Origin of the sequence: Methanohalophilus levihalophilus (assembly GCF_017874375.1) — an archaeon.
GTDB lineage: Archaea > Halobacteriota > Methanosarcinia > Methanosarcinales > Methanosarcinaceae > Methanohalophilus > Methanohalophilus levihalophilus.
The window spans coordinates 150,333-166,445 of sequence record NZ_JAGGLK010000002.1; the positions used below are offsets into that span (position 1 = coordinate 150,333).

Annotated in this window: 17 protein-coding genes; 11 read left to right on the forward strand and 6 right to left on the reverse strand. The window is 41.0% G+C overall.

What is annotated here, in order from left to right; genetic code table 11:
* The first annotated feature begins 44 nt into the window (after window positions 1-44).
* The 5 genes from J2755_RS04370 to J2755_RS04390 all read left to right on the forward strand — a co-directional run bounded on the left by J2755_RS04370 (window position 45) and on the right by J2755_RS04390 (window position 5,815).
* Window positions 45-2,516 (forward strand): oligosaccharyl transferase, archaeosortase A system-associated, encoded by a 2,472-nt coding sequence (locus J2755_RS04370; protein WP_209680379.1) that lies wholly within the window; start codon window positions 45-47, stop codon window positions 2,514-2,516.
* 49 nt (window positions 2,517-2,565) lie between these two features.
* Window positions 2,566-3,429, forward strand: a complete 864-nt coding sequence (galU, locus tag J2755_RS04375; protein ID WP_209680380.1) for a UTP--glucose-1-phosphate uridylyltransferase GalU — start codon at window positions 2,566-2,568, stop codon at window positions 3,427-3,429.
* A gap of 80 nt (window positions 3,430-3,509) precedes the next feature.
* On the forward strand, window positions 3,510-3,995 hold the full coding sequence (locus J2755_RS04380) for a 3-isopropylmalate dehydratase small subunit (protein ID WP_209680381.1): 486 nt from the start codon (window positions 3,510-3,512) through the stop codon (window positions 3,993-3,995).
* 3 nt (window positions 3,996-3,998) lie between these two features.
* Window positions 3,999-4,856, forward strand: coding sequence for a DUF7714 family protein (locus J2755_RS04385; RefSeq protein WP_209680382.1), 858 nt, complete (start codon window positions 3,999-4,001; stop codon window positions 4,854-4,856).
* Complete coding sequence (locus J2755_RS04390) at window positions 4,853-5,815, forward strand: isocitrate/isopropylmalate dehydrogenase family protein (protein ID WP_209680384.1); 963 nt, start codon at window positions 4,853-4,855, stop codon at window positions 5,813-5,815. The genes J2755_RS04385 and J2755_RS04390 overlap by 4 nt, the downstream gene beginning before the upstream one ends.
* Window positions 5,816-5,863: 48 nt before the next feature.
* Here the strand turns inward: J2755_RS04390 and flaJ are convergent, their stop codons facing one another.
* From flaJ to J2755_RS04420, 6 genes are all read right to left on the reverse strand, one after another.
* Window positions 5,864-7,516 (reverse strand): archaellar assembly protein FlaJ, encoded by a 1,653-nt coding sequence (gene flaJ, locus J2755_RS04395; protein ID WP_209680386.1) that lies wholly within the window; start codon window positions 7,514-7,516, stop codon window positions 5,864-5,866.
* 11 nt (window positions 7,517-7,527) lie between these two features.
* On the reverse strand, window positions 7,528-9,180 hold the full coding sequence (locus J2755_RS04400; protein ID WP_209680388.1) for a type II/IV secretion system ATPase subunit: 1,653 nt from the start codon (window positions 9,178-9,180) through the stop codon (window positions 7,528-7,530).
* A 15-nt stretch (window positions 9,181-9,195) separates the two neighbouring features.
* Window positions 9,196-9,894 (reverse strand): ATPase domain-containing protein, encoded by a 699-nt coding sequence (locus tag J2755_RS04405; protein WP_209680390.1) that lies wholly within the window; start codon window positions 9,892-9,894, stop codon window positions 9,196-9,198.
* A 9-nt stretch (window positions 9,895-9,903) separates the two neighbouring features.
* A complete protein-coding gene (locus J2755_RS04410) occupies window positions 9,904-10,389 on the reverse strand; it encodes a flagellar protein G (protein ID WP_209680392.1) in 486 nt (161 codons plus the stop codon).
* 67 nt (window positions 10,390-10,456) lie between these two features.
* Window positions 10,457-10,885, reverse strand: coding sequence for a hypothetical protein (locus J2755_RS04415; protein WP_209680394.1), 429 nt, complete (start codon window positions 10,883-10,885; stop codon window positions 10,457-10,459).
* The gene (locus J2755_RS04420; RefSeq protein WP_245312697.1) at window positions 10,875-12,098 is read right to left on the reverse strand and encodes a FlaD/FlaE family flagellar protein; all 1,224 of its coding nucleotides are present in this window, start codon (window positions 12,096-12,098) and stop codon (window positions 10,875-10,877) included. The genes J2755_RS04415 and J2755_RS04420 overlap by 11 nt, the downstream gene beginning before the upstream one ends.
* A 431-nt stretch (window positions 12,099-12,529) precedes the next feature.
* Between J2755_RS04420 and J2755_RS04425 the strand changes: the two genes are divergently transcribed.
* The 6 genes from J2755_RS04425 to J2755_RS04450 all read left to right on the forward strand — a co-directional run bounded on the left by J2755_RS04425 (window position 12,530) and on the right by J2755_RS04450 (window position 16,109).
* Window positions 12,530-13,102 carry an archaellin/type IV pilin N-terminal domain-containing protein gene (locus J2755_RS04425; RefSeq protein WP_209680396.1) on the forward strand — a complete coding sequence of 191 codons (573 nt, stop codon included), beginning with the start codon at window positions 12,530-12,532 and terminating at the stop codon, window positions 13,100-13,102.
* A 9-nt stretch (window positions 13,103-13,111) separates the two neighbouring features.
* Window positions 13,112-13,675, forward strand: coding sequence for an archaellin/type IV pilin N-terminal domain-containing protein (locus tag J2755_RS04430; protein ID WP_245312699.1), 564 nt, complete (start codon window positions 13,112-13,114; stop codon window positions 13,673-13,675).
* Window positions 13,676-13,765: 90 nt separating this feature from the next.
* On the forward strand, window positions 13,766-14,467 hold the full coding sequence (locus J2755_RS04435) for a hypothetical protein (protein WP_209680398.1): 702 nt from the start codon (window positions 13,766-13,768) through the stop codon (window positions 14,465-14,467).
* On the forward strand, window positions 14,452-14,925 hold the full coding sequence (locus J2755_RS04440; protein ID WP_209680399.1) for a hypothetical protein: 474 nt from the start codon (window positions 14,452-14,454) through the stop codon (window positions 14,923-14,925). The genes J2755_RS04435 and J2755_RS04440 overlap by 16 nt, the downstream gene beginning before the upstream one ends.
* Window positions 14,926-14,929: 4 nt before the next feature.
* Window positions 14,930-15,403, forward strand: coding sequence for a flagellar protein FlaF (locus J2755_RS04445; RefSeq protein ID WP_209680401.1), 474 nt, complete (start codon window positions 14,930-14,932; stop codon window positions 15,401-15,403).
* A gap of 1 nt (window position 15,404) precedes the next feature.
* Window positions 15,405-16,109, forward strand: a complete 705-nt coding sequence (locus J2755_RS04450) for an ATPase domain-containing protein (RefSeq protein ID WP_245312701.1) — start codon at window positions 15,405-15,407, stop codon at window positions 16,107-16,109.
* Window positions 16,110-16,113: the final 4 nt, after the last annotated feature.

A 16,113-nucleotide genomic window follows, 5' to 3' on the forward strand; every position in this document is an offset into this window, starting at 1 on the left:
TCATATAATGCAAAACTCATAACAGATAACGGCAAGTGGAATATATGGATATTGAAAACAGGAAAAAGCAGCTTCTCAGTAGTTTACCCTATATCCTAGGAGTAACTATTTCGTTTATAATTGCGCTATCCATCAGACTACGTCCATCAGCAAGTGTTTTCCTTTCAAATGGATTCGTACGGTTTGGGGGTAACGATCCATGGTATCATTTAAGAAATGTAGATTATATTTTGAACAATTTCCCTAATATACTATGGTTTGATGCTTATACACAGTATCCTTATGGCACGTCTCAGGTTTTTGCACCCCTTTATGATGTCTTTTTGGCGCTAATTATATGGATACTTGGATTTGGAAATCCTAGCCAAGAACTTATCCACACAACAGCGGCTTATTATCCTGCATTTTTAGGCGCACTTGTTGTAATTCCAACATATTTTGCTGCGAAGTGGTTATTTGATCGTAGAGTAGGTTTACTTGCGTCTTTTTTGATTGCAGTTGCACCAGGACAGTTCCTTTCAAGGTCAATAATAGGCTTTAACGATCACCACATTGCTGAGACACTATTGACCACCATTATTGTTATGTTCTTGATAATGGCTTTAAGGACATTGAAGGAGCATCCAATTAGTTTTGCAAACTTGAAAAATCATGAATTCAGTGCATTAAAACCGGTTCTACCGTATATCATTCTTGCAGGTATCTCTTTGGGTGCATATTCTCTTGCATGGCTGGGAGCAGTCTTTTTCAGTTTCATAATTGGGATATACATAACGGTGCAACATGTTGTAGACCATATGCACAAACGGTCAACTGATTATTTGGCAATCACTGGTGTAGTTGTTTTTGCAATTGCATTGTTGATGGTACTTTTGGTACCAGAACTTCGTGGAAGATCTTTATTGATGAGAGGTCTAGCTGGTGGAATTGTTGCATTCCCCATTCTTACTTTAATTTCCATGGAGCTAAATAAAAGGAATCTTAAGAATTACTACTATCCACTTTCAATTTTACTTTTATCTGTAATTGTGGTTGCAGCTGCAAAAATACTGTCTCCACCTACTTACTCACTGGTTACAAGCCTGGCAAGTTATTTCACGCTTACTGGGGGCGGATTAACAGTTGCAGAAGCCTCGCCTCTTCTCATACAAGGTGGTGTTTTCACTCTCCAACCAATTTGGTACAATTTTGCCCTTGCAGGAGTATTTTCTTTCATAGCGCTTGCAATTCTGGCTTATGTTGCTATCTACAAACACAACAATCGGGAACAAACATTTTTGATTGTCTGGTCAGTAATGATCATCTGGGCGATGCTCCAGCAAAACCGCTTTGCATACTATTACTCCGTCAATGCTTCAATATTGGCTGCATATCTCGGAGTCAAAGTATTGGACTTTGCAGGATGGAAAGATGTGGATAATCCATTTAAGGAAGCTACTGATGGCATTGGAAGGTGGTTCAAACAAATCAAACCACTTCATGTAGTTTCCTTGATAATAATGGTTCTGATTTTGGCATATCCTTCATATGATATAGCTGACCAACAGACTCGTGGAACGGGTGGTCCTAATGGATACTGGATAGAAGCTACGATGTGGCTAAACTCTAACACACCGGATCCGGGATTGGACTACTATGAGAGCTATGATGTCATTGATAGTGGTGAGTTATACCCATATCCTGATACAGCGTATGGTGTAATGTCATGGTGGGATTACGGTCATTGGATCGAAGTCATAGGGCACCGTATTCCAAATGCAAACCCATTCCAGCAAGGTGTTGGTGGGCGGAGAAATAGTATTGATGAAGAAAATCAACCCGGAGCATCCACATTCTTCACAGCTCAATCTGAAGGGGAAGCAACTGCAGTGCTTGAAGCAGTCCACCCTGATCCGGATAAAGCAGGTGCACGTTATGTAGTATCAGATGTTGAAATGGCAACTGGAAAATTCTATGCTATGGCTGCATGGACACTTGACACGAATGATTATTATGTCGGAGTACAAACCGATCAGGGTACACAAACCGTTCCAGGAGAACGATATTTCAATTCTATGGAATCACGTTTGCATATTTTCGACGGAAATGGTCTTGAACAATATCGCCTGGTTCACGAAACACCGGCTGCCAGCACAGCAGAGATTGGATACAAACAAGTCTACAATGTGCTATTTTCCAATGGTAACAATATTGAAGAATCAAACACAGGGTATGTAAAAATCTTTGAATATGTTGAAGGTGCGACCATTGCAGGTGAAGCTCCAGAAGGAGAAATTGTGACTATTAGCACAACAATTAAAACGAGCACAGGTAGAACATTCCTTTATTCACAATCAATGGTTTCGGATGGTGCATTTGAATTCGTTGTTCCATATTCAACTCTGGGCTCATTGGCTGGCGAGACACAATTTGATACTATGCCTGTTAGCCAATATGCGGTGACTTACGGTGATGTAGTGGAAAAAGTAGATGTTGCTGAAAGGGATGTATTGGATGGGAATGTGATCGAATTATGATTCATAGCTACTTTTTGATTGTTTTTTCATTATTTGAGGATTGTTTACAATGGAAATAAAAAAGGCGGTTATTCCTGCTGCAGGTCTTGGTACTCGCTTTCTTCCGGTGACGAAGTCCATGCCGAAAGAAATGCTTCCAATAATTGACAAACCAGTTATCCATTATGTTGTTGAGGAGGCTATTGCTGCAGGTATAGATGACATCATTTTTGTTACAGGTAGAAGTAAACGTTCCATTGAAGACTATTTTGATGAATCCCCAGAATTGGAGATGCACCTTCGCAATAGTCACAAAGATGATCTCTTGAAAATCGTAGAAGATATTTCTTCAATGGTTGATATCCATTACATAAGGCAGAAAGAACCAAAAGGACTTGGTGATGCCATAATGCGTTCCAGAAAGCATGTCAATGGCGACCCATTTGCGGTGCTTTTAGGCGATGATATAATTGTTAACAAAACTCCCTGTATTCGGCAACTGATAGAAGTATCCAAAAAATATCAGTGTTCTACGATTGCAGTGGAGCAAGTTCCACGTAAGAAAGTTAGTAGTTATGGAATCATAAAGGGGCAACCACTTGAAGAATCTCTTTACATTCTTGAAGACATCGTGGAAAAACCTTCAATTGACAAAGCGCCATCAGATATTGGAGCAATAGGAAGGTATGTGTTTACCCCGGAAATATTTGATTGCATAAATGAAGCTGGAATCGGGGTTGGGGGCGAAATTCAGCTTACAGATGGTATTCGTATGCTTAATAAAATGCAGAAAGTCTATGCTTATAAATTTGCAGGCCGGCGCTATGATACCGGGGATAAATTAGGTTATGTGAAAGCAATCATTGATTTTGCAATCCAGAACGAAAGTTTTGGCTCTCAAGTAAAGGATTACTTGTGCAAAAAAGTCGATTAATTAAATTTTTAACTTCTCCATGTTTTTGTTTTCCGCTACTTACAAATATCATCGTGCAAATCGTACATTCGGGTGAGAGCATGAAAAGCATGATCAAAGGAAAAGCATGGCTGTACGGGGATGATATTGATACCGATGTTATTATCCCCGGGAAATATTTGAGAACCACCGACATGCAGGTCTTTGCCGATCATGCAATGGAGGGCATTGATCCCGGATTTTCCAAAAAAATATCTCCCGGTGACATAATAGTTGCAAGGAATAATTTTGGTTGTGGTTCTTCAAGGGAGCAGGCGCCACTTGCCCTGAAACATGCGGGGGTAGGCTGCGTAATTGCAAATTCCTTTGGGCGCATTTTTTTCCGCAATTCCATTAACGTAGGGCTTCCCCTTATGGAAGCAGATGTTACCTGCAAAGAAGGGGATGAAGTGGAAGTCGATCTTCTTAAAGGGCAAATCACAGTTGGTGACAAGGTCTTTGAAGGTCACAAATTGCCAGATTTCCTGCTTGAAATTCTTACCGATGGTGGTCTTGTGGAGCACCGCAAAAAACAGAAACAGGGTTAATTCATGATCTTCCCTCAGGAATACAAGCATGTGGGTATGACTCACATCTCTCCGGAAGAGAGTGAAAATGAACCAGTTTATTTTCTTTCACAATACATTATCGTAAACAAGCCTGAGGGAGCAAGTAAAAAGTACTGGCTTTACGAAGTCCAGCATGAAGGTGAAGGCCTGCTGCGGAGAGTTACAGATATTATGTTGCTTGCTGGCCCTGAGAACATACTAAGTTATGAAGAGCATCTGAACATAAAAAACAGGAATTTGCTGGTTGAAACTGCTCATTCTCTCTGCAAAGGAGATATCAATACAGTTCTTTTTACGGGAATTGACAATCATGTGACTTTTGTTCATGATCCTGATATTTCTGAAATAATTGAAGTTGAGATTCTTGATGTGGCTCCTCCATATCCTTCAAGGCTTTGTGATGTGATCAGGAGACTTGAGAAATCGGGTATTTTTGGTGAATTCGGAATGCGGTTTACTGAGAATATAGTTGATCTAAAGCAGTTTGAAGGGGATAATACAGTGTTCCCATGTTCTGCATCCGGGCTCTCAGGAAAATGCCTTGACAATGATGTTATTACGGAGCCTGGTTCCCTGCTCGTAGGTTGTGAAATATCTCAAGCACTTTTTGAATCCAGATTTCCGGGGTTGGAATATAAATTTATCAGTATTTGTCCCTTTAGTTCTGATATTGTAAAACCAACAAAACCATTTATTGCACGTTGTTGTCAAGCAGAACGTTCCGGACAGGTGACAATTGATGATATTCCGGGAGCTACAGTCCACTGGGGTGCTTCGGAATTCCAGATTGCAGATGCGATTCGTGTCCTTGTCCAGAGGCTTAAGGAGGAAAACAGATGAAATTAGCAGTAATTGAAGGAGATGGGGTTGGAAAGGAAGTTATACCGGCTGCTCTTCAAGTGTTGGATTGTTTTCCTATTTCTTTCGAAAAAGTTCCATTTGAAGTTGGCTACGGGCGCTGGGAAAAAACAGGACAGGCAATTTCAGACGACGATATTGAACTTCTCAGAGGTTGCGATTGTATCCTCTTTGGGGCTGTTACAACCCCTCCTGATCCCAATTACAAAAGTGTTCTTCTGACGATTCGGAAGCAACTTGATCTCTATGCAAATATAAGGCCTATTCATCCCATAAAAGGAATCCACGGTGTAAATGCATCAAGCGATTTTGATATTCTGATAGTCAGGGAAAATACTGAAGGTATGTATTCAGGTATCGAAGAAGTAGGCTCAGAAGAAGCTTTCACAAAGCGGGTTGTAACAAAACATGGCTCGGCCCGTATTGCCGAGGTTGCATGCAAATTTGCAAAGAAACGCAATCAAAAACTGACAATAGTGCATAAATCCAATGTACTCAAGTCAGACACCCTTTTTTTGGATACGTGCAGACAGGTTGCGAACTCTATGGGAGTTGAACACAATGATATGCTTGTTGACGCAATGGCCTACGATATGATCCGCTCTCCTGAAAAGTATGGTGTAGTTGTTGCTACCAATCTTTTTGGGGATATTCTGAGTGATCTGGGGGCGGCTCTAGTTGGCAGTCTTGGCCTTGTGCCAAGTGCAAACATCGGTAAGAACCAGGCATTTTTTGAACCAGTTCACGGAAGTGCTCCTGATATTGCAGGACAGGGGATTGCAAATCCTATAGCTGCAATTCTTTCTGTGAAAATGTTACTTAACTGGATGGGCGAAGACGAAGCTGCCGGAAAGGTAGAGATGGCAGTCGAAAAAGCGATTTCCAACGGTGTCAAAACTCCTGATCTTGGGGGAAAAGCAACTACTCAGGAACTAACATAGGAAGTTGTTAGGATACTACGTTCCAGCGTTTGATTTTTAAAATCCTTTTCAGGTTCCCAGCAGGACTCCTACAGCGTTTTCAGTGAACACTGCACCGACTCCGCCTATCCACATCATTATTACGAAATCAGTGGTTCCGCTTAGCATATGCCCTCCGTTAACAACTCTTATGAGGAGTGCTGATACAGCGGCGTGCACAAACACAATAAACATGATCATAAGAGAAAGGAGTTGTACACTTCCGATGTCAGTGTAAATGATCATTCCCAGTGACATATCCGAATCCATTTGCATGGAAGTAAACATATCCTGCATAAGTCCGACTACGCTTACAGAAATGTTAAGGGTAAAAGCGATACCTGCAGTCAGCCCATATAGGACACCTACCAAGCTTGAAGCTGACTGATATCTCTTTTTTCGAAGATTGACAATTTTCAGGAAATTACTTGCAAGCATATCCCCTATTAATTCCGGTTTTCCTCCAAGATTTGTCGCTTCCACAAAAATCTCACTGAATCGCTGGATTAGGTTGCTTCCGGTATTTGCGGCAAACATTTCCCATGCCTGGAATTTGTCAATCCTTGTGTTAACTCTCCGAAACAGGTCATTAACGTCTTGAGTAAGTGCACCGAAATCGTGATTTGTGAGGGATCTCAACGCATCATCAATCATCCCGCCCCGGGCACCGGCTGAGCTTCCAAGGGAACGAATGAATGCAGGGTAGTTTTCATCCATTCTACGGATTTCCTTTTCAATTTTGCTTGACATTCTGCCTGTGTATATAAGGGGGGTCATGACCATAGGGATGTCAATCAACGTCGGAAATTTGTCATAAAAAAAGAGCACAATAGCGATAACTGTGCACGCTATCAGGGAAATTGGGATCGTCCTAAACAATCTGGCCTTTTTTTCTGTGTTCCTTTTGGTCTGCTGCCAGATTGGATCTTTTGGAACCTTGCTTCTTGTGAAAAACAAAATAGCAACATAGACCATTGAAAACATTACAGCTACCATTGTCATGAGAAGAACTGCATCCATTCCTGTAATTACAGGCATGATAATTGCAAATGAAGCCATAAAAATGAGCGCCATGACAAGCGACACAAACAATTCTTTTATTACTTCCACATTGTAGAGTGCACTGTTATACATTGATTCATATTCGTGCATCACTACTGCCTGCTCTGACTCAAGGAAAGTTCGGACATCTTCTCCTGATTGTAGTCCATGGGCGAAACGATCGAGGAAATCCTGGAAAATCACAGATGGTGTTCTTTTTGAGATGAATCTGCAGGCATCCGAAAGACTGAGATTCCACACCACAACAAGGTTGTAAATTTTGCGACTTTCCTCGGAAAGCAGGGCATATGATTTGTTTTCAGAGAGTATTCTGATAATATCAATTCGCGGGGTTTCAGCCGTTGAAATAACACCCATCTGTGTTATGTAGTAGTGCATTTCGTTATTTATTTTCCCGACTTTTGCACCGAGTATTGAAAGAGGATAATACACAGCAAAGAGGATGCAAATAGGGGGGATTATAGCAGGAATATAATATGCTGATCCAGTAAAAAGATCTGAGAAAAATGTGTACATTATTGCGGGAAAAAGGAAACCAATGGCAATCAATGGAAGTGCAAACTTCAACACATAGGTTGTAGGTTCCATCTCCATTACTTTGAATGCCTTATGGTAGTCCATTGTCCATCCTCTCAGATTGTAAATGGAAGTCCGTTGACGCCGTATTTGTAAAAGTTCACAACAATTTTGAGAACCTCATGATAATCTTCAATCCCTCGGTTTCTCATTTCATTCAGAATTCTTGCCCTGAGGAATAAATCCTCGTATATCTGGCGTTTGTCTTCATATCCCAGTTTTGTAGCTATTTTGTCTTCAAGAATGAAACTATTGTTCATTCCCCTGAAATGATGTTTATCACTTTCAGGATCCCACTGGAATACTCCTCTTGTAACAACTCCACCAGCTTCCTCATAGTATCCTTCCAGTTCTTCAATTGAAAGACATCTCCTGAGGAATTTTCCTTTTCGATATACTGCCGATAATATCATTGCAACATTCAAGTTGTCAATAAAAGTTACAGGTACATTGATAGGGTCTCCTGTAAGTCTCTGGATCATCTTGGTTACGGCGGACGCGTGGAAAGTTGCAAGCACAGGGTGACCCGTTTGCATTCCCTGAAAAGCTACATTTCCTTCTGCACCACGAATTTCACCTACAATGATGTAATTAGGACGTGAACGCAAAGCAGCCTTAAGCAAAGCAAAAGTATCTACCCTTGAATCGGGTGGCCCGTCTTCCCTGGTAATCAATTGTTGCCAAACTGCTTGTGGTGGCTGAACCTCAGCTGTATCTTCTGCAGTATACATTTTTGCTTTCGGATTTACAAAAACAAGACATGCGTTGAGCATTGTTGTCTTACCACTTGCAGTTTCCCCACTGAAGAAAACACTCATTCCATTTTCCAGGCACATCCACATATATGCTGCCATTTCAGCACTCAATGCACCCCAGTTAATCAGTTGAATAATGCTTACAGGAACATCACTGAATTTACGCATGGTAAAGCTGCTTCCGCGCTTGCTTACATCCAAACTGTAAATGATGTTAATACGGGAACCATCAGGAAGTGCGCCGTCAGCAATTGGTTTTGAGTCACTAACCGGCCTTCCGATACGTTCACTCATACTTCTGAGCCAACCATCGAGTCCCTCTTCATCTCCAAAAGTAAGGTCTGTTTGCATCATTCCTAATTTTTTGTGGACAATGAATACTCCTGAAACGCCAATGCTGTGAATATCTTCAAGATACGGATCACGGATAATTGGTTCGATTGGGCCAGAGCCCACGATGTTCCTTTCGATGTGATATCTGATATTGGAATACTCCGTTTTGTTTACAGGTACCTTCTTTAGTTGTGGCCTGAATTTCTGAAGAATACTGCCTTCACCGCTATCAGGAATATCTCCCCCGGAACCAACATCTACTGAATCATTTAGGAGCTTGAGGATCATATCACGAAGTTGTTTTTCGGACTCAGGGACAGGTTCCTTTGCAGATTTCTCAAGAATTGAATCCATTATTACCCGGTACTTTTTCTGTTCCTTAGATGACAATCTTGGTTCGATGGAATAGTATTTGGCTTCTCCCATTTCATGAGTGCCATACAGGTGAATAAAAACCGGATCTCCCACAGGAAGAATGAGGTTCACGTCTTCCTGATCCAGATCGCTTGGCAGATTTATTACGAAGTCGGGCATTTTGCCGCCCCTTTTCATGAAATTATTAATGTAATGTTTAAGATGGGGATTTCTTTGCATTGCTTTCTGGAATCCGTTGTCTGCCATAGTTTCACTTCCTTATCATGCAACAGCGGCAATTTCTACTACCAATCCAACTTTTGTATCTATTCTGAAACCAATCATCTGGCCAACCCTTCCCTTTGCTCCGGTGAATTTGTTGACCACCAGTATTCTTTTTACTTCAGATGCCATTGCCTTTGATTTCAATGTCATGAAAATATCACAGGACGAACGGAACATTGATGCCAGCTCTTCAGTGAGCTGATTTGGTTCAATTGTCAGGATGATAACCTTGCCCATTCCATTTAGTTTCTTGAAGAAAGAGATCAATTCAAGACTTTTCTCTGGATCGGCACTGTATTTAATCAATGAGGATATCGTATCAATAACAATAACATCTTTCTCAAAGAGTTCTTCAGCAGACATAAGTCTCTCTATGAAATCAAATTGTGATTTCGCTGCCTTTACAAGCGGAATCACAGGAATGTAAAGTAATCTTCCTTTGAGGAGATGGTTAGCAATGGGATAGTCAAGGGAGTACATCTGGTTGATGAACCCTTTTGTTGTAAGTTGTGTTGAAACAAGGGTAACATTGATGTCATTTTCAATTAATCCGTAAGTTATCCTTTGACATATAGTACTCTTGCCGCCACCGCTTCCTCCTTCAATGACTACAAGTGACCCTCTGGGAAATCCATTTCCGAGCTTTTCGTTAAACTCGTCCCTGTCTATCCGAAACGAAAAAACGTTTTTATCCATGATTGAGCCTCATGTTGTCCTGAAGTTGATTGCATCTGTTTTTCCATTCTCTGCGGCTATCAGGAATCGATGATCACCCGCAGATAGTTCACTGATAGAGATGTCAATTTCAAGAACGTCCCCGGTTCTCCAGATAACTTCTCCCGCGGGAAGGGTCATGTTCACATTCGCAGGCGCTATCAATTCGCCGTCAATAAAAATATTTATAAAACCAGTTGCGAGTTCTGTCCGCCCTGTGTTTTTTACATAAAAGGTATAGGAAGAACTATCATAAGGTATCATTTCAGGATCGCTTATGACCGTTATGTCTGTTCTCAGTTGTTCGGCCATAATCTGACTGCTAACGGCGGTAGATCCTGTCAGGGACTGGACATTTGAAGTCAGGACAGCAACCACACTCAGCGCTACAACAATTGCAGCAATAAAAAAGATCAAATGCGTCATTGCACTATCCGCATTATCATTACGAAACATCTTTTTCATGATAGTTAGCATTAGATCCCCTCATTTTGGTATTTTGTAAATCTTAAAAATCTAATATTTATAATCGGATCAAATTATTTTAGTTGCTATAATTGCCATAAGTACTAACACCGCTTTCGGAAACAATCTTGATTTTGTGAGGATTTCCTGAAAGGTCATCCACGAGAAAACTGACCGTTTCGCCGGGTAATATTATTTCATATGGAGATAAATAGGATGCTGAAACCAGTTCCCCATCAATGATCAGATTGACAATCTCTCCGTTGGTGGATATACTTCCATCATTGGTGACATCAATTAGAAGGCTATGTGAACTATCGCTTCCCATTCTTTGTATGTCGCCAATTGCAAGGGAAGTTTGTAATTTTTCCTGCTGGAGGGTATAATAATCCGCACGTGCATCTTCAACGACTTCATCTGCTGTATGGATTGCTCCATAGTAAGAACTTCCCAGAACCAGGCCGGACACAAGAAAAATAGCAACTACAATGGCAACTTCAAATCCCATAAAGCTCCTCCAGCCCGTGCTTGACCTTTGCCATTTCCCTGTCGATAGTACTCAACTGGTTCTTATCTATCTTCTTTCCACGCAGTCTTTCAATGAAAAGAAGGGATTTGGTGTGGTCTTCAGGAAGAAGCCTCCAGGTTGGTTTTTCTACGTAATAATCAATACCTCTGGCGTATGCCATTATTTCGGATCTGACTTCTTCACTCACCCATCCAATGTCCACATAATAGTCAAGTGCGTCCATCAGGTTATTTCTCCCGACCCTCTCCATCAGAAATTCTATCCAGTTAAGAAGCACAACGATGTTCATAGGATTTTTCTTGATAGAAGCCAGCATCAGTAGAGGTAGTTTTTCATCACTTTCATTCTCTTCGATTTCTTCATCAGAAGCAGATGGTTGGGAGGACCCTTGGGCTTTATCCACGGTTTTTTTCCTCACAGCAGTAAGAGTGGTGTTTTCAGCCTTTTTTTCCCACCCTTTCATGCTTGTTTCCAGCTGCTCAGATCTGTTTGCTATATCTGCAAGCGTTGAATTAAGATCTTCTATCTTTTCGTGGAGATTAATCATGGCATCGGCGAAGACTTCCATTTTTTGTTCGATGTCTTCAAATTGCTGCTTTGCTTCAGCGGAAAGTTCAGTTGCAACTTCGCGATGTTCAAATCCTTCAATTTCGCTTTTAAGCATTTTAGCGAGGGTTGTCAGCTCTCCAATGCGTTTCTCATTTTGATCAAAACGTTCGATGACTGCTTTACTTGTAGGGTCATCGCCAACGAATGGATTAACCTGATTGGATACAATTTCATAAAGGGAAAGCAAATCAAGGACGCTCTGGTCAATTTTCTCAACAGTTTCCTTGACTTCCTGATTCTCTTTTTGGACCATTGATATAACAACATCGATTTTGGAAATACGACTGTCAAGAGCATCCATTCTCTGGCTTGTTTCTTCTAAAAAATTATTCTGCTCTTCTCGCTCATTATCTTCAGCTGTATCATCCAGAGTATCATTGAATGGGTCACCTTCAAACGGTGAATCTGGATCGCCAAAGTTATTTTCACCAAAAGGATCTTCCCCTCCAGATGCACTATCTGTAACAGAAGAGCCACTTTTTTTGAAAAGTTTTGTACTGAGGTCCTTAAATCGGTCGCTGATCCCTGCCATGGCTTTCACGCTGAATTTGCTGAGGCAAACGGCTTTATAAACATATAGCAAAATAATATTATATAAAAATAATGCAAAAAAAGGCTGCTAAGAGAGTCCTCCTATTAATAGTGCCATTCTTTCTTTTTAGTAGCAGCTGAAAAATTTCGTGTTTTGCAGTTCTCACTAATGCTGTATTATTGGGTTAACAAGATGCGTATTTTCATAAAATCTATTTTTAACTGGCATGCTTAAGCAAAAGCTGTGCATTTCTACCGATAAGCACTCTAGCTGAGACTCTTAACAATATTATCTAATTACTCAACAAAAAGTGGAATTACTCGCATCAAAAATTTATTTATTAAAATTATTAATTTTCACTCGAACTATGTGTTATTTTGCACTATTTTGTAGGTCCTTTTTGTGAAGTGTGGGGAAGGTATAAATATCATCACCATCATCATCATCATTATAACCCCAAAACATTTGAGGTGAAAAAGTACATGTTTAGCAAAATCCAAAAAAATGATTCGGCCTTTACAGGTCTGGAAGCTGCCATTGTCTTGATTGCATTCGTAGTCGTGGCAGCCGTCTTTAGTTACGTCATGCTCGGTGCGGGTTTCTACACAACCCAGAAGAGCCAGGAAGTCGTTCACACAGGTGTCCAGCAGGCAAGCAGCAGCATCGGAATATCCGGAGATGTGATAATTAAAGGAGATTCTGATGGTGATAATGCCAGCACGTTGACATTCTATGTTACAAGCACCGCAGGTGGAGCACCTGTAGATCTTGATAAAACGTTGATTACATATGCAGATACAAGTGACTTCGTATCCAATTGTAACTGGTCATACACCGGTGAAATAACAGACGAAGGAACTCCTGACAATCTTGTGGAAGCAGGCGAGAAATATCAGGTGGTTGTTAATTTCACAGCTACTTCCGGCATCACGTCCAAGCCAACAATGAATGAAGTCATTAAGATAGAAGTCAAACCACCAGAGGGAGCTGTTTTGGCCCTGTCAAGGACAATGCCTCCGGAAATCTCCGCAGATTCCTATTATACTGTATACTGAGGTGATTTTATGATTCCAATGAAAAAACTATCAAATGATACTAGAGCCTTCACCGGTCTTGAAGCTGCCATTGTCTTGATTGCATTTGTGGTCGTAGCCGCTGTCTTTAGCTACGTCATGCTTGGTGCAGGTTTTTACACAACCCAAAAGAGTCAGGAAGTCGTTCACACAGGTGTCGAGCAGGCAAGTAGTAGCATTGAATTAACAGGTGATGTTATTGCTACAGGAAATACAACTTCGGATACAGTTGCAAACCTCACACTTTTCCTGCAGTTGACAGCTGGTGGGCATGCAGTTGATCTCAATAAGACACTGGTCACCTATACAGATCAGTCTAACCATGACTCCTATACAATAGACGATGCGCAACTGACCCGTACCAATGCGTTCAACGGTGACTCAGATTACCTGATTGAGAAATATGAGAAGTTTGAGATAACCCTTGATCTCAGCTCATACAACTTGGGTGTTAACGAGAAATTCCAGGTTGAGATAAAACCGCCAGATGGAGCATCATACACACTTGAGAGATCCGTACCTGCCCAGATAGATGGAGTAATGACACTCTATTGATCAGTCCTTTTTAAGGAAATGGGCATGGCCCATTGATCGGTAAGTACCATTACCTTTTTGTCTACGACTGTAGAAGGTTTAGGTGATAATATGAGCGATGCAGCAGCTTTCGATCAGGATATGATTGACTCAATGGTGGCGAGTGCAGAAGAAGACACCATAGAGTCAAAAGTTGCCAGACTGGAAGCTGAAGTTTCCGAAGTCAAAGGCGCAATCAAAACTCTTCTTATTGATATAAGGGAGACTATGAATGTGCTCGAAAACCCTTTCCAGAACATTCAGGGCCTTGCTAACATGGCAGCAGAGGGCGCTTTAATGCCCCCTGCTTCACCTGCCACTCCCCAGGTTGAGGAAGAAGAGGCCGCTGAAGTTGAACCGGCGGCTATCCAAATAGAAGAAAAGCTGGAGACCCAGCCAAAAATGGATGTACCGGCAGGAATAACTGATCCTCTTCAACAGGTTCCAAACATTCCTAATCTGGAATTATTTGATCCGATGTCCTTTTATAAGACCATTGTATGGAGCAAAGAGATGGTTAGTAAATATGATTACGAAACCATCGAAGAACTAGTTGATGTATTTTCATTATTAGGTTATTTCACAGATGACATAAAGCAAATTATCCTTAAGATTGCATCTATCCTTTCAAAGGACAACAATCTTGACTCTGCAGTTCTGGATTTGTATCGGCTTTATACCGTACTAAACCCTGGGGATTCAAGTCTTGATTCCAAAGTCCTGGATTTCATGCTCAATGAATGTGAGAGAGGTAATTCATGTCAAACGAAGTGATAACTTCAGCGTTGCTTGTAATTGCAAGTGTCATTGCAGTTGTTGCTTTTGTAAATGCCATTCTTCCTTCAGTTCAGGGGATGGCATACTCGTATAATTCTTTAGCAGACGATATGGAAGTCGAGGTAACAACCGATATGGACATAATATTCATCTCAAGCCAGGGGGATAATATCTCCGTATGGATCAAAAACGTAGGTTCCTCGAGGATTCCTCTCTCTCACCTATCCATGAGTGATTTCTTCATCACTTCATCTTCGGTCTACTGGCATCCAAATTTTCAGGATAATTCCACTCCGACATGGGATTATACTCTTGAGAACGGAGGAGGCAATACATGGGATTCCGGAGAAACCATAATGGCCAATATTGAGCTTAGCAGTCTTCCAAGTGATACATACAATATCAACTTTGTACTCTATAACGGAGTTTCCGATTCAGATATTTTCTCAAAGTGATATTATGGGTTTCGATACTATAATTGTAGCATTCTTTGTTGTTACAACCATAATCCTTGTAGCAAACACTTTCGCAATCGGTGCAACAAACCTTATAGATTCTGCTTATGAAGGATATAGTGAAATCAATAACGTAGCATTTGATAGAATTCACACTGATATTGATATTCCATCTATATGGTACAATGATACAAGCAGCCATATTTTCTTCACAGTCGAGAATACCGGGGAAACAAAACTGAGTAATTTTGAATTGTGGGATGTCATTGTTGTTAAAAACGGATCCGCATCTTATCTGGATAGTGATGACTGGACAATGAGTTTCCAGAACGACACAATAAACCCTGGAATTCTCGATCCCCTTGAAACAATGGATGTTGAGATAAACCAGACATTTGTTGCCGGGGAACATGCAATTATAAAAGTATCCACTTCAAACGGAATTCTTTCCTCTGCAGAACACACAGTAGGTGACTGAGATGGATAAATCAAAGATTATCTCAAGTGGAAAGGATGAAATTGATAAAAAGCTTGGAGAAGGTATTCCATTGGGTTCCCTCATCTTAATTGAGGGTGAAAACGATACTGGAAAAAGCGTTCTCTGCCAGCAAATGATCTATGGTGGTCTAAACCAGTTGCATAGGATTGCCTACTATACAACTGAAAACACAATAAAAAGCCTTCTTATGCAGATGGAAAGCCTGAGTCTGGATGTGTCTGAGTTTTACAGCTGGGGGTATTTCCGTATTTTCCCCGTCCACCTTGAGGGCGTTGACTGGTCACAGGATCAAATGAAAGGTACCTTGAATCTTGTTACTGATCACATCAAAAGCAGAAAAGAGAAAGTAGCTATCATCGATTCACTTACTATGTTTACAACATATACTGGTGAGGACAATATCCTTGGATTCCTTACCAGCCTGAAAAACCTTTGTGATAAAGGTCATACCATTTTCATCACCCTTCACCAGCATGCTTTCAAGGAAGATACTCTCGTGAGAGTTCGCTCTGCATGTGACTGTCATCTTTTCCTGAGGAAGGAGCAACTTGCTGACAGGTATGTAAGCGTGATGGAAGTCTCAAAAATAAGAGGCGCAAAGAAGAGTACCGGTAATATTGTCAGTTTCGAAGTCCAGCCTGGGTTTGGATTGAGAATCATTCCAATATCATCGGCCAAGACTTAACCGG

What these genes read in the sequence shown, in the direction of transcription:
- flaJ (WP_209680386.1), bottom strand. Translation starts at nt 7,516, where the DNA reads ATGGACTACCATAAGGCATTCAAAGTAATGGAGATGGAACCTACAACC.
- galU (WP_209680380.1), top strand. Translation starts at nt 2,566, where the DNA reads ATGGAAATAAAAAAGGCGGTTATTCCTGCTGCAGGTCTTGGTACTCGC.
- J2755_RS04380 (WP_209680381.1), top strand. Translation starts at nt 3,510, where the DNA reads ATGAAAAGCATGATCAAAGGAAAAGCATGGCTGTACGGGGATGATATT.
- J2755_RS04385 (WP_209680382.1), top strand. Translation starts at nt 3,999, where the DNA reads ATGATCTTCCCTCAGGAATACAAGCATGTGGGTATGACTCACATCTCT.
- J2755_RS04405 (WP_209680390.1), bottom strand. Translation starts at nt 9,894, where the DNA reads ATGGATAAAAACGTTTTTTCGTTTCGGATAGACAGGGACGAGTTTAAC.
- J2755_RS04435 (WP_209680398.1), top strand. Translation starts at nt 13,766, where the DNA reads ATGAGCGATGCAGCAGCTTTCGATCAGGATATGATTGACTCAATGGTG.
- J2755_RS04425 (WP_209680396.1), top strand. Translation starts at nt 12,530, where the DNA reads ATGTTTAGCAAAATCCAAAAAAATGATTCGGCCTTTACAGGTCTGGAA.
- J2755_RS04400 (WP_209680388.1), bottom strand. Translation starts at nt 9,180, where the DNA reads ATGGCAGACAACGGATTCCAGAAAGCAATGCAAAGAAATCCCCATCTT.
- J2755_RS04410 (WP_209680392.1), bottom strand. Translation starts at nt 10,389, where the DNA reads ATGCTAACTATCATGAAAAAGATGTTTCGTAATGATAATGCGGATAGT.
- J2755_RS04415 (WP_209680394.1), bottom strand. Translation starts at nt 10,885, where the DNA reads ATGGGATTTGAAGTTGCCATTGTAGTTGCTATTTTTCTTGTGTCCGGC.
- J2755_RS04390 (WP_209680384.1), top strand. Translation starts at nt 4,853, where the DNA reads ATGAAATTAGCAGTAATTGAAGGAGATGGGGTTGGAAAGGAAGTTATA.
- J2755_RS04450 (WP_245312701.1), top strand. Translation starts at nt 15,405, where the DNA reads ATGGATAAATCAAAGATTATCTCAAGTGGAAAGGATGAAATTGATAAA.
- J2755_RS04445 (WP_209680401.1), top strand. Translation starts at nt 14,930, where the DNA reads ATGGGTTTCGATACTATAATTGTAGCATTCTTTGTTGTTACAACCATA.
- J2755_RS04430 (WP_245312699.1), top strand. Translation starts at nt 13,112, where the DNA reads ATGATTCCAATGAAAAAACTATCAAATGATACTAGAGCCTTCACCGGT.
- J2755_RS04370 (WP_209680379.1), top strand. Translation starts at nt 45, where the DNA reads ATGGATATTGAAAACAGGAAAAAGCAGCTTCTCAGTAGTTTACCCTAT.
- J2755_RS04440 (WP_209680399.1), top strand. Translation starts at nt 14,452, where the DNA reads ATGTCAAACGAAGTGATAACTTCAGCGTTGCTTGTAATTGCAAGTGTC.